The 12,170-nt window shown below is 75.6% G+C and carries 10 protein-coding genes and 1 pseudogene; 8 read left to right on the forward strand and 3 right to left on the reverse strand.

Annotation, left to right across the window (positions count from 1 at the left end; translation table 11 throughout):
* Positions 1–530 precede the first annotated feature (530 nt).
* The gene (locus MF406_RS10525) at positions 531–806 is read right to left on the reverse strand and encodes a hypothetical protein (RefSeq protein WP_242893005.1); all 276 of its coding nucleotides are present in this window, start codon (positions 804–806) and stop codon (positions 531–533) included.
* 243 nt (positions 807–1,049) lie between these two features.
* A complete protein-coding gene (locus tag MF406_RS10530) occupies positions 1,050–1,370 on the reverse strand; it encodes an oxidoreductase (RefSeq protein ID WP_242893008.1) in 321 nt (106 codons plus the stop codon).
* 153 nt (positions 1,371–1,523) lie between these two features.
* Between MF406_RS10530 and lpdA the strand changes: the two genes are divergently transcribed.
* Positions 1,524–2,903: a dihydrolipoyl dehydrogenase gene (lpdA, locus tag MF406_RS10535; protein WP_242893010.1), complete on the forward strand. Its 1,380-nt coding sequence runs from the start codon at positions 1,524–1,526 to the stop codon at positions 2,901–2,903.
* Positions 2,904–2,924: 21 nt separating this feature from the next.
* Positions 2,925–4,877 (forward strand): 2-oxoglutarate dehydrogenase, E2 component, dihydrolipoamide succinyltransferase, encoded by a 1,953-nt coding sequence (sucB, locus tag MF406_RS10540; protein WP_242893013.1) that lies wholly within the window; start codon positions 2,925–2,927, stop codon positions 4,875–4,877.
* Between the two features lie 85 nt (positions 4,878–4,962).
* Here sucB and MF406_RS18890 read toward each other — a convergent pair whose 3' ends face one another.
* Positions 4,963–6,573: a serine/threonine-protein kinase gene (locus MF406_RS18890; RefSeq protein WP_305852952.1), complete on the reverse strand. Its 1,611-nt coding sequence runs from the start codon at positions 6,571–6,573 to the stop codon at positions 4,963–4,965.
* A 171-nt stretch (positions 6,574–6,744) separates the two neighbouring features.
* Between MF406_RS18890 and MF406_RS10555 the strand changes: the two genes are divergently transcribed.
* From MF406_RS10555 to MF406_RS10580, 6 genes and pseudogenes are all read left to right on the forward strand, one after another.
* Complete coding sequence (locus MF406_RS10555; RefSeq protein WP_242897768.1) at positions 6,745–7,500, forward strand: class I SAM-dependent methyltransferase; 756 nt, start codon at positions 6,745–6,747, stop codon at positions 7,498–7,500.
* Entirely contained in the window at positions 7,490–8,005 is a 516-nt protein-coding gene (locus MF406_RS10560; RefSeq protein ID WP_242893015.1) for a DinB family protein, read from the forward strand. Before MF406_RS10555 ends, MF406_RS10560 begins: the two co-directional genes overlap by 11 nt.
* A 112-nt stretch (positions 8,006–8,117) precedes the next feature.
* A pseudogene (gene lipB / locus MF406_RS10565) lies at positions 8,118–8,801 on the forward strand (lipoyl(octanoyl) transferase LipB); the annotation flags it as partial.
* A gap of 242 nt (positions 8,802–9,043) precedes the next feature.
* Positions 9,044–10,042: a lipoyl synthase gene (gene lipA / locus MF406_RS10570; protein WP_242893018.1), complete on the forward strand. Its 999-nt coding sequence runs from the start codon at positions 9,044–9,046 to the stop codon at positions 10,040–10,042.
* Entirely contained in the window at positions 10,042–11,355 is a 1,314-nt protein-coding gene (locus MF406_RS10575) for an MFS transporter (RefSeq protein ID WP_242893031.1), read from the forward strand. The genes lipA and MF406_RS10575 overlap by 1 nt, the downstream gene beginning before the upstream one ends.
* Before the next feature lie 6 nt (positions 11,356–11,361).
* The gene (locus MF406_RS10580; protein ID WP_242893034.1) at positions 11,362–12,078 is read left to right on the forward strand and encodes a DUF4191 domain-containing protein; all 717 of its coding nucleotides are present in this window, start codon (positions 11,362–11,364) and stop codon (positions 12,076–12,078) included.
* Positions 12,079–12,170 lie beyond the last annotated feature (92 nt).

A 12,170-nucleotide genomic window follows, 5' to 3' on the forward strand; every position in this document is an offset into this window, starting at 1 on the left:
CAGCGGTGTCGAACAAGGAGATGGCCATGCCGGCTGAACTGCTGATCCATCCTGGACGCCAGGACCACCTAGTGGTGGCGGACCTCATCGCGCCCGGGGGCGCTGGCCGATCCTTGGGCGCGCGCCCGCCGATCAGCCGCCTAGTGCTCGACGTGCGGGGAACCGGCAGATCTGGCGGGGCCCGTAGGCCGGCGCGCCTCCCCTCGCGGTTCGCCGGAAGGGCCGGTGACCGAGCGTGCGCGCGCCGGTCGACGACGAGCACTGCAACGGTGGTACGGGCAGCGGCGCCGGCCGGGCGCACCGGGTATCGGCGCCGACCGCGCGGACGGGTGAGCAGGCAGTGCTGGTCGACGTCGACCCCGTCCAGCGTGACGCCGCCATACGATCCAGGGCGTCGTCAGCTCACCCGCAAGTCTCGTGGCCCAGTGGCGTGACGAACTCTCGACCTGCGTGGCTCATGAGACTCCCGGCCTATCCCGCGGGGGTCGCAGCGGAAACGACCGTGGGTACGCGGAACGCGGGTCCGCCGGTCAATCCTGGGCCGTCGACTCTTCCCATAGTTGGAGCGTGAACTCTTGGGTGGGCACTTCGACCCGGAGCCGACACAACAGCTCTTCCGCGTCCCGGCGATGGCGTTCGAGCTGAGAACTGTCCGGCCAGCCGCGCTCGTAGTCGAAGTCAGCGTTGAAGCGCTCCGCCCAGGCCCGAAGGTCTGCCCGGAGCCCCTCGGACAACGGTAGGTCATCAGGCTCCATCGGCCCGCCCCTACCGTCCCAGAGCGGCCAATCGACGGAGTAGTCGTTCATCAGACGGATCACAATGACGGACCCGAGACGGAGCAATTACGGTCCGGTTGTTAGCAGAGATCACCCGCCCGCTCCCACAAGACTTCCGCGAGACACCCGGGCCGTCTCGCGCCCGACGACTTCATGGCTTGAGGCGTCTCCGCCGCGCGCGGGGGTCAGCAGCATGCTGTCGCTACGTGCCGGCGCCGGGCCACCGACGGCCGGCCGAGGGGCCGTGCCACCCGGCCGGCAGCGCCGGGACCCTCAGCGCCGGCCCCGGTGCGCCGAGCTCCACCGCCGCATCCGCGCCGGGTAGCCGGTGAGGTGCACGTCGTAGATCGGGATGCCGAGCTCGTGGGCGAGGCTGCGGGCCTCGGCCGGGCCCGGCACCCGGCGGCGGGTCCACTCCCCGTCCTTGGCGACCAGCACCACGGTGTGCGGGTCGTGCGCGGTGACCGGTTCCAGGTACGCCTCCACCCCGGTCCGGGTGGCGGTGAAGTTGCGCAGGTGGGCGAGCGTCTCGGCGCGCGCGGCGCCGTCGTCGGCTCGCTGCCGCGGGCGCTGGCGGCGACGGAACAGACTCATGGGTGCCCAGCGTAAGCGCCGCCGTCGCCGGCCCGGGCCCGGCGGGCTGTGACCGGCCCGTCAGCCAACGGGCGGGCCCGGGCCCGGGGAGGGTGGAACAATGGCTCGGGACCCCGGACACGGGTCGGACGTAGTGCGCTCAAGGAGAGGTACGTGGCTGATACGCAGGAGTACGACATCGTCATCCTCGGAGGGGGCAGCGGCGGCTACGCGGCGGCCCTGCGGGGCGCCGAGCTCGGGCTGAAGGTCGCCATGGTGGAGGCCGACAAGGTCGGCGGGACCTGCCTGCACCGCGGGTGCATCCCCACCAAGGCGCTGCTGCACTCCGCGGAGGTCGCCGACACCATCCGCGAGAGCGAGACCGTCGGGGTCCACGGCAGCTTCGACAGCATCGACATCAACAAGGTCAACACCTACAAGGCCGGCGTCGTCTCCCGCCTCTACAAGGGCCTGCAGGGCCTGGTCTCGGCGCGCAAGGTCGACGTCATCGCCGGCTGGGGCCGGCTCGTGGCCCCGGACACCGTCGAGGTCGACGGCACCCGCTACCGCGGCAAGCACGTCGTCCTGGCGTCGGGCTCCTACTCCCGCACGCTGCCCGGGCTGGAGCTCGGCGGCCGGATCATCGCCTCGGAGCAGGCCCTCGAGCTCGACACGGTCCCGCGCAGCGCGATCGTGCTCGGCGGCGGGGTCATCGGCGTGGAGTTCGCCTCGGTGTGGCGCTCCTTCGGCGTCGACGTCACTATCATCGAGGCCCTGCCGCACCTCGTGCCCGCCGAGGACGAGGTGCTGTCCAAGGGCCTGGAGCGGGCGTTCCGCAAGCGCAAGATCGCCTTCCACACCGGGACCCGGTTCGAGAGCGTGGAGCAGAACGACGACGGCGTGAAGGTGCGCACCGCCGACGGCAAGACCTACGAGGCGGACCTGCTGCTCGTCGCCGTCGGGCGCGGCCCGGCGACGGCGGACCTGGGGTACGAGGAGCAGGGCATCCCGATGGAGCGCGGGTTCGTGCTCACCAACGAGCGCCTGCACACCGGTGTCGGCAACGTCTACGCCGTCGGCGACATCGTCCCCGGCCTGCAGCTGGCCCACCGCGGCTTCGCCCAGGGCATCTTCGTCGCGGAGGAGATCGCCGGGCTCAACCCCGCGCCGATCGTCGAGTCCGGGATCCCCCGCGTGACCTATTGCGAGCCGCAGGTCGCCTCGGTCGGCATCACCGAGGCCCAGGCCCGGGAGGTCTACGGCGCCGACGGCGTGAGCACGGTGGAGTACAACCTGGCCGGCAACGGCCGCAGCCAGATCCTGGGCACCAGCGGCTTCGTGAAGCTGGTCCGCCAGCAGGACGGCCCCATCGTCGGGGTGCACATGCTCGGCGCGCGTGTCGGGGAGCTCATCGGCGAGGCGCAGCTCATGGTCAACTGGGAGGCCTACCCGGACGACGTCGCCTCCCTCGTCCACGCCCACCCCACGCAGGACGAGGCGCTGGGCGAGGCCGCCCTCGCCCTGGCCGGCAAGCCGCTGCACGTGCACAACTGACCTGAAGGAGACACCAGGACAATGTCTGAGTCCGTGAAGATGCCCGCACTGGGCGAGTCCGTCACCGAGGGCACCGTCACCCAGTGGCTCAAGGCCGAGGGCGACCGCATCGAGGTGGACGAGCCCCTGCTGGAGGTGTCCACCGACAAGGTCGACACCGAGGTCCCCTCCCCGGTCGCCGGCGTGCTGGAGAAGATCCTCGTCCAGGAGGACGAGACCGTCGAGGTGGGCGCCGAGCTCGCCGTCATCGGCGACGGCAGCGGTGCCGGCGACGGCGCGGCGGAGACGGAGAACGCCCCGGCCACCGACGGCGAGCCCGACACCGCCCCGGCGCCGCAGTCCGCCCCCGCCTCGGAGACGGTGGAGGCGGCGCAGCCGGCCGCCGAGGACGCCAAGCCGGCCGCGGAGGCCAAGGCCGAGGTCACCGGCGACGGCGGGACGGCCGCCGACGGCGGGACGGCCGGCGACGGCGAGCCCGCCGGGCAGGCCGTCACCATGCCCGCGCTCGGGGAGTCCGTCACCGAGGGCACCGTCACCCAGTGGCTCAAGGCCGAGGGCGACACGGTCGAGGTCGACGAGCCCCTGCTCGAGGTGTCCACCGACAAGGTCGACACCGAGGTCCCCTCGCCCGTGGCCGGGACCGTGCTGAAGATCCTCGTCGGAGAGGACGAGACGGTCGAGGTCGGCGCGCAGTTGGCGATCGTGGGCGAGCCCGGCGCGGCACCGCAGGCACCCGCACAGCCGACGGCGGAGCCGGCCCAACAGGCGCCGGCCCAGCCCGAGCAGCCCGAGGAACCGGCCCAGCAGGCGCCGGCCCAGCCCGAGCAGCCGGCCCAGCCCGAGGAGCCGGCTCAGCCCGAGCGCCCCGCCCGGGCGGAGCAGCCGGCCCAGGCCCAGCAGCCGGGCCAGCCCGAGCAGCGGGAGCAGGCGCGGGCCGAGGCGGAAGCTCCCGAGGCCGTCAAGCCCGCTCCCGTCCCGCCCGGTGCCCAGACCCAGCAGGCCGCCGCGCCGAAGGCCGAGGCAGCCGGCGCCGGGTCGTACGTCACCCCCCTGGTGCGCAAGCTCGCCGGCGACCTGGGCGTAGACCTCGCGTCGGTCACCGGGACCGGGGTCGGCGGCCGGATCCGGCGGCAGGACGTCGAGGCAGCCGCCGAGCGGGCGGCAGCGGAACGGGCGGCAGCGGAGCAGGCCGCCCAGCCGGCCCCCGCGGCCGCGGCGCCCGCCGCACCGGCCCGCAAGCCGGTCGAGCCCTCCCCGCTGCGGGGCACCACCGAGAAGATGTCCCGGCTGCGCAAGGTCATCGCCAAGCGCATGGTGGAGTCGCTGCAGACCTCGGCCCAGCTGACCACCGTCGTCGAGGTCGACGTCACCCGGATCGGCGCGCTGCGCAGCCGGGCCCGGGACGCCTTCCAGGCAGCGGAGGGCACGAAGCTCACCTTCCTGCCCTTCTTCGTCAAGGCGGCCACCGAGGCGCTCAAGGCGCACCCGAAGGTCAACGCCACGATCGAGGGCGAGACGGTCGTCTACCACGGCTCCGAGCACATCGGCATCGCCGTGGACACCGAGCGTGGGCTGCTGGTCCCGGTGATCAAGGACGCCGGCGACCTCAACGTCGGCGGCATCGCCAAGCGGATCAACGACCTGGCGGCCCGCACCCGGGACAACAAGGTGACCCCCGACGAGCTGTCCGGCTCGACGTTCACCATCACCAACACTGGCTCCGGCGGGGCGCTGTTCGACACGCCGATCATCAACCAGCCCGAGGTGGCGATCCTCGGCGTCGGCACCATCGTCAAGCGGCCCATGGTGGTCAAGGACGCCGACGGCAACGAGACCATCGGCGTCCGGTCGATGGTCTACCTCGCCCTGAGCTACGACCACCGCCTGGTGGACGGGGCCGACGCAGCCCGGTACCTCATGGCGGTCAAGGCCCGGCTCGAGGAGGGCGCGTTCGACGCGGAGGTCGGCCTGTGACGATCGCGGCGCCCGACCGGCGCTGACCTCCTCGTGGGCCCCGTACCGCACGCCGGTACGGGGCCCACGTCGCTCTTGTCGCGCCTCACCGTGGCCTGCCGGCCACCGCGGACAGCTCCCCGCCGCCGGCCGACAGCTCCCCGCCGCCGGCGGACGGCGGGCACGGTCGCGCCTCCTGGACCCGCCACGGCTCGGGGCCCACCAGCGTCAGCCGTGCGCAGCGCTGCCCGGTCGCCGGCACCTCCCGGACCCCCTCGCCGACGAGCCGGTAGGGCCCCTGCCGAGTCACCACCTGCACCACGGCCGTCGCGCTACCGCCGCCCGCCGCCGCGCCGTCCCCGGTCGGCGCCTCGACCAGCGCCACGTCCACGAGCTCGGTGCGCAACCCCTCGACCCGCTGCCCGTCCAGCCGCTCCCACAGCCGGGTGTCCTCCAGCGCCGCCGGTGACCCGGGCACGGTGAGCCCGGCGAGGGCGTCCCGGTCGCCCTGGGTGATGACGGCGTCCCGGCGCTCCAGGAGGTCACCGACGGTCTGGCCGTCGGGAGGGTCGACGGCCGCCTGGCCGTCGGGAGCGTCGGCGGCCGTCTGCCCGTCCGGAGCGTCGGCGGTCGCCGCGTCCTCCTTGGTTCCGTCGGGCTGCTCGTCAGTACCGGCCTCCTCGCCGCTCTCCCGGTCTTGCGAGGCGCGCTCCTCGCTCGCTCCACCCCCCGCACCTGGTCCGCCGCCCTCACCAGTCCCGCTCCCCCGGCCGGGGTCGGCGCCGCCGGCGGCGGGCAGCAGGTCGGCCAGGCTGACCCGGCCGCCGTCGGACGCCCCGACGACGACCCCGCCGGCGACGGCCAGGGCGACCGCCGCGACGATCCCCCACCGCGGCCGTCGCCGCTGCGCGCGGCGCCGTGGGCGGCCGCCGCCCTGCCGCCGGGTCGGCTCGAGCCCGGCGCCCGCCCGCAGCTGGGCGCTGGCGAGCTGGGCGCCCTCGGGCAGGTGCACCGGTTCGGCCGCGGCCAGCTCCAGCGCACGGGCGGCGAGGTCCCGGGGCGAGGGCCGGGCGCCCGGGTCGGCGGCCAGCGCCGGCGCCACCGCCCGGCGCACGTCTGGGTGGTCGTCGGTGGCCCAGAGCAGCAGGCGGGCCAGCGCCCACACGTCCCCGGCCGCCGAGGCGGGCTGCCCAGCGGCCCGCTCCGGGGCGACGAACCCGGCCGTCCCCCGCTCGCCGGTTACCTCGCCAGCGAGGTCCACCAGGACCGGGACCCCGCCGGGGGCGAGCAGGACGTTGGTGGGCGCGACGTCGCCGTGGACGACGCCGCGGGCGTGCAGGTGCCCGAGGGCGGCGCCCACCGCCGCGAGCACGGTGGCGGCCTCGGGCGGGGTCAGCGGGCCGCGGGCGGCGTGCACCGTGGCCAGGCTCGGGCCCGGGACCACCTCGCTGACCAGCGCGCACCGGCCGCCGTCCAGGCCGACGACGTCGCGGACCCGGGGCAGGTGGGGGTGGACGACGGCGCGCAGGGCCCCCAGGCGGCGCAGCTGAGCGGTCCCCCGCTCCCCCGGCGCCAGCGCCAGGAAGGCCACCGCGACGGCCCGGCCGGTGGTGTCGGTGGCGGCCCACACCGCCCCGCCCGCACCGAACCCGACGGGCGCAGTGAGCCGGTAGCCGGGCACCTGCGGCGCCCGCCCCTGCCGGCCGGCCGACTCCATGGCTCGCAGCCAACCAGGTCGCCGCGGCGCCCGACGGCGTCATCCACAGGCCGCCGCTGTCATCCACGGCCGGCCGGTGTCATTCACGGCCGGCCGGCGTTGGCCGCTCCGCTCCCCCGCCGCACGCCTCCCGACGATCCGGTCCGGCAGGACGGGTGCCAGACTCGGCGTATGGCAGACAGCACCGGTCACGACGGCGCGCCGACGCCTGGCCAGGACCCGCCCGCGAATCGCTACGGTTCGCTGCCGGCCTGGCGAGCCGTGGACGACTACTTCGTCCGCTCCCTCGTGGCGGAGGACGAGGTGCTCGCCGCGGCGCGCGAGTCGGGCCGGTCGACCACCATGCCCGGCGCGGAGGTGACCCCCAACCAGGGCGCGCTGCTCGGGCTCATCGCGCAGCTCGCCGGCGCCCGGCGGGTGCTCGAGCTCGGCACGCTCGCCGGCTACTCGACGATCTGGCTCGCGCGCGCCGTCGGGGAGACCGGCAGGGTCGTGACGCTGGAGCTCGAGGAGACGAACGCCGCGATCGCCCTGACGAACCTCGAGCGGGCCGGGCTGGCCGACCGGGTCGACGTCGTCCGGGGGCCGGCCGCGGAGTCCGCGCGCCGGCTGGTCGAGGCCGGTACCGAGCCGTTCGACCTCGTGTTCATCGATGCGGACAAGCCCAGCAACCCGCGCTACCTCGAGGCGGCTCTCCGGCTCACCAGCCCGGGCGCCGTCATCGTCATCGACAACGTCGTCCGGGACGGGGCGGTGATCGACGCCGACAGCGACGATCCGCGCGTCCGCGGTGTGCGGCAGGTCGTCGAGGACATCGCCGGTAACCCCGAGCTCGACGCGACCGCGGTGCAGACGGTGGGAGTCAAGGGGTGGGACGGGTTCATCGTGGCCAGGCGCCGGTCGGCAGGGTCGGCCAGTGGCGCGTGAGCTGCCGTTCCCCACCCCGTCCCGGCCCGCGGCCCGCCCGCAGGACGTCCCGCTCGGGTACCTGGACTACTTCCGGTCGGTGCTGGCGGCCAAGCTCGACGGCCTGTCCGAGACGGAGTTGACCAGCAGCCGGCTGCCGTCGGGATGGACCCCCCTGCAGCTGCTCAACCACCTCATCCACGTCGAGCGGCGCTGGCTGGAGTGGCGGTTCGAGGGGCAGGACATCCCCGAACCGTGGGGCGAGAACCGGGGCGGGTCCTGGCACACCGGCCCGGCCCAGACCCTGCCCGTCCTGCTGGCCGAGCTGGCGGACCAGGCCGCCCGCAGCCGGGCCATCGTCGAGCGGCACGACCTGGCCGAGTTCGGGCGACCGAGCGAGCGCTGGGACGGGGAGGGACCGGCCCGGCTGGACCGCATCCTGCTCCACCTGGTGCAGGAGTATGCCCGCCACCTCGGCCACCTCGACATCGTCCGCGAGCTGGCGGACGGCGTCGTCGGCGAGTGAGCCTGCCGGCGGAGGGGCGCAATCTCCTGTCCGGTCGGGCGGCACGCTCTCCTTCCTCTCCCTCCCCGGTCCTCGGCGCCGCCCGCGCCGCGGGCGACGTAGCATCGGCCTCGTGCACTTCGAGCGGGTTCGCCTCGGGTCGGCTCTCGTCGACTACCACTGGGCGTGGGACCTGCAGCGACGGTGGCACGCGGAGGTCGCCACGGGTCAGCGGCCGGACACCGTCCTCCTCCTCGAGCACGCGAGCGTCTACACCGCCGGCAAGCGCACGGCGGCGCGCGAGCGGCCCACCGACGGCACACCCGTCGTCGACGTCGACCGCGGCGGTCGGATCACCTGGCACGGACCCGGCCAGCTCGTCGGGTACCCGCTGGTCCGGCTGGCCGAGCCGGTCGACGTCGTCGCCTACGTCCGCGCCCTGGAGGCCGCGGTCATCGCCGTCGCCGCCGGGTACGGGCTGCCGACCACCCGGGTGCCCGGCCGGTCCGGGGTGTGGGTGCCGGCGGACGATCGCGGCCCGGACCGCAAGCTGTGCGCCATCGGCGTCCGGGTCGCCCGCGGCGTGACGATGCACGGGTTCGCGCTCAACGTCGACGTCGACCTGAGCGCCTACGCGCGGATCGTGCCGTGCGGGATCAGCGACGCCGGGGTGACCTCCCTGGCCGCGGAGACCGGCCGCACCCTGACCCCGCTCGCCGTCGCCGACGCGGTTCAGGCCGAGCTGACGACGGCGCTCGCCCCGCTCACCGCTGGCCGCGCCGCCATCCGGCCGGCGACCCCGACGCGCGCCGCCCCGCTGCGCACCGCCGTCGACCCCGCCGCCCCGGTGCCGGCCGCCGTCGGCCCCGTCACCCCGGTGCCGGCCGCCGTCGGCGTCGCCGCCCCGCTGCCGGCCAGCGTCGGCGTCACCATCCCGGTGCCCACCGCCCGGGCCGACGCCCCGGTGCCGACCGCCGTCGGCCCCGCCACCCGGACGGTCCCCGCCGTAGGATCGCCGCAGGTCCAGCCCCAGCCCCAGCCCAAGCGAGAGGTGCCCGCGTGACCATCGCCCCTGACGGCCGCAAGATGCTCCGGGTGGAGGCCCGCAACGCCGCCACCCCGATCGAGAAGAAGCCGGCCTGGATCAAGACCCGGGCGACCATGGGCCCGGAGTACCGGGACCTCAAGCAGCTCGTCCACGGCGGCGGCCTGCACACCGTGTGCGAGGAGGCCGGCTGCCCCAACATCTTCGAGTGCTGGGAGGACCGCGAGGCGACGTTCCTCATCGGCGGATCCCAGTGCACCCGGCGCTGCGACTTCTGCCAGATCGACACCGGCAAGCCCTCCCCGCTGGACGTCGCCGAGCCGCGCAAGGTGGCCGAGTCCGTGCGGACCATGGGCCTGCGGTACTCCACCATCACCGGCGTCGCCCGGGACGACCTGGACGACGGCGGCGCCTGGCTCTACGCCGAGACCGTCCGGCAGATCCACGCCCTGAACCCCGGCACCGGGGTGGAGCTGCTCATCCCGGACTTCGACGCGATCCCCGGCCACCTGGCCGAGGTCTTCTCCTCCCGGCCCGAGGTCCTCGCCCACAACGTCGAGACGGTGCCCCGGATCTTCCGGCGGATCCGCCCCGGCTTCCGCTACGAGCGGTCCCTGTCCGTCCTCACCGCCGCCGCCGAGAACGGCCTGGTCACCAAGTCCAACCTCATGCTCGGGATGGGCGAGACCACCGAGGAGGTGCTCGAGGCGATGCAGCTGCTCCGCGACGCCGGCTGCGACCTGCTCACCGTCAACCAGTACCTGCGCCCCTCGGTGCGCCACCACCCGGTCGAGCGCTGGGTCCGGCCGGCGGAGTTCGTCGAGCTCGCCACCGCCGCGGAGGAGATGGGCTTCCTCGGCGTGATGGCCGGCCCGCTGGTCCGCTCGAGCTACCGGGCCGGCCGGCTGTGGGGCCAGGCCATGGCCCGCAAGGGCTGGCCGGTGCCCGACCACCTGGCCCACCTGTCCGAGCCGCGGGTCTCCCGCCAGGAGGCGGCCACGCTCGTCAGCTGATGCCGACCAACCCGCTCCGCTCCCTCCGGCACTACCGCGAGCTCCCCGGCATCCTCGGCCGCTCCTTCCTGCCCGTCGCGTTCGTCGCCCGGCTGCCGACGGCGATGGTGGTGCTCGGCGTGCTCACCCTGCTCGCCGCCGCCACCGGCTCGGTGGGCGACGCCGGGGCCGGCTCGGCCTCGCTCGCCGTGGCCACCGCCGTCGCCGGCCCGCTGGTCGGCCGGTGGACCGACCGGCGCGGGCAGCGCCTGCCCCTGCTGCTGCTCGTCCCGGTCAACGTCGCCGCGCTGGCCGGCCTGGTCCTGGCCGCCCGGGCCGGCGTCCCGTTGGCCGCGCTGTGCCTGCTGTGCGCGGTGGTGGGCGCCACCTCCGTCCCGGTGGGCTCCCTCGCCCGGGCCCGGTGGCTCGCCCGCCCGCTCACCCCGGCCCAGACCCAGGCCGCGCTGAGCTATGAGTCCATGGCCGACGAGCTGGTATTCGTCCTCGGCCCGGCCCTGGTGGGCGTGGCCGCCTCGGTCCTCACCCCCGCCGTGCCGCTGATCCTCGCCGCCGCCCTGGTGGCGGTGTTCGTCACCGCCTTCGCGCTGCACCCCTCGGTGGCCGGGACGGCGTCGCCGCCCGCCGCCACGCCGCGGCCCGGCGCCGCTCCGGGCACCCCGACCGTCCCCGGCGCCACGACCGTCCCGCCCGCCGTCCCACCGACCCCCGCCCCGCGGCGCGGCGCGGCGCCGCCGCTGCCCACCGTGCTCCGCGCCGTCGCGGTGCCGGCGGCGGCCATGGTCGGGGTCGGGATGTTCTTCGGCGCCACCCAGGCCGGGGTGACCGGGGCCGCCGCCGCGGCCGGCGAGCCGGACCGGGCCGGGCTGGTCTACGCCGCCATGGGCGTCGGGTCCGCCCTGCTCGCGCTCGCCGTCGTGGCCCTGCCGGCGGGCTTCGGGCTGCGCGCCCGGGTGGTGGTCGGCGGCGGCGGGATGGCCGCGTGCGCCGCGGCGATGACGACGGCGGGCGGCCTGGGCACGCTGGCCGGGACGGTCGCCGTCGCCGGCTGCTTCGTCGGGCCGACCCTGGTCACCCTCTTCGACCTGGCCGAGCGGCGCGCGCCGGCCGGCGCGACGGCCGTGGCGATGACCGTGCTCAGCTCGGCGAACGTGGTCGGCGTGGCCGCCGGCGCGGGCCTGGCCGGGCGCCTCGCCGACGCCGACGGCGCCCCGGCCGCCTTCGTCGTCAGCGCCGTGGCCGCCGTCGGCGTGGCGGTGGTGGCCGCGCTCGCCCCCGCCGGCGGACCGGCCCGCCGGGGCGGGCCGGTACCCTGATCCATCATGGCCCGGAAGAAGAAGGACGGCGTCGAGGGCGCCCCCGCGGAGAAGAAGCAGCGCTGGTACCACAACATCCGGGATGCCTACCGCCTGACCCGGCGGGCCAACCCGAGGATCCCCTGGATCCTGCTCGGCGTCTTCGTCCTCGTGCTCGGCCTCGCCCTGGTGGTCGGGTTCCTCTGGGGCCACCCGTGGTACATGGCGTTCTTCGGGGTCCTCCTCGGCCTCGTCCTGGACATGGTCATCCTGGCCCGGCAGACCCAGAAGGCCGGCTACGCCCAGATCGAGGGCCAGCCCGGCGCCGTCGGCGCGGCCCTGGGCACGATCCGGCGCGGCTGGACCGTGGAGGAGCAGCCGGTCGCGATCAACCCGCGCACCCAGGACCTGGTCTTCCGGCTGGTCGGCCGACCGGGCATCGTGCTGATCTCCGAGGGGCCGCCGCACCGCGCCCAGCGCCTGCTCGAGGACGAGCGGAAGCGGGTCGCGTGGGTGGCGCCCAACGTGCCGGTCCACCTCATCCAGAGCGGCCGGGAGGAGGGGCAGGTCCCGCTGCCCCAGATCGTCTCGCGGGTGCAGAAGCTCAAGGGCCGGCTCACGACGGCGGAGGTCGCCCAGGTGAACAAGCGGCTGCAGGCCCTCGGCGGGGCCCGGATGCCCATCCCCAAGGGCGTGGACCCGATGCGCGTCCGGCCGGACCGCAAGGGGATGCGGGGGCGCTGACCCGCCGGCCGCCTCGGCCGAGCTCGCCGGGGCGGCGGGACCGGGCCGGCGGCCCGGGCTCACCCGGTCCCGGGCGACCGTCCTCACCGCGT

Source organism: Georgenia sp. TF02-10 (assembly GCF_022759505.1).
Classification (GTDB): Bacteria; Actinomycetota; Actinomycetes; order Actinomycetales; family Actinomycetaceae; genus TF02-10.

Excerpts from the sequence above, each read along its gene's own strand:
- MF406_RS10525 (WP_242893005.1), bottom strand. The coding sequence starts at position 806 with ATGAACGACTACTCCGTCGATTGGCCGCTCTGGGACGGTAGGGGCGGG.
- MF406_RS18890 (WP_305852952.1), bottom strand. The coding sequence starts at position 6,573 with ATGGAGTCGGCCGGCCGGCAGGGGCGGGCGCCGCAGGTGCCCGGCTAC.
- MF406_RS10575 (WP_242893031.1), top strand. The coding sequence starts at position 10,042 with ATGCCGACCAACCCGCTCCGCTCCCTCCGGCACTACCGCGAGCTCCCC.
- MF406_RS10580 (WP_242893034.1), top strand. The coding sequence starts at position 11,362 with ATGGCCCGGAAGAAGAAGGACGGCGTCGAGGGCGCCCCCGCGGAGAAG.
- MF406_RS10530 (WP_242893008.1), bottom strand. The coding sequence starts at position 1,370 with ATGAGTCTGTTCCGTCGCCGCCAGCGCCCGCGGCAGCGAGCCGACGAC.
- sucB (WP_242893013.1), top strand. The coding sequence starts at position 2,925 with ATGTCTGAGTCCGTGAAGATGCCCGCACTGGGCGAGTCCGTCACCGAG.
- MF406_RS10555 (WP_242897768.1), top strand. The coding sequence starts at position 6,745 with ATGGCAGACAGCACCGGTCACGACGGCGCGCCGACGCCTGGCCAGGAC.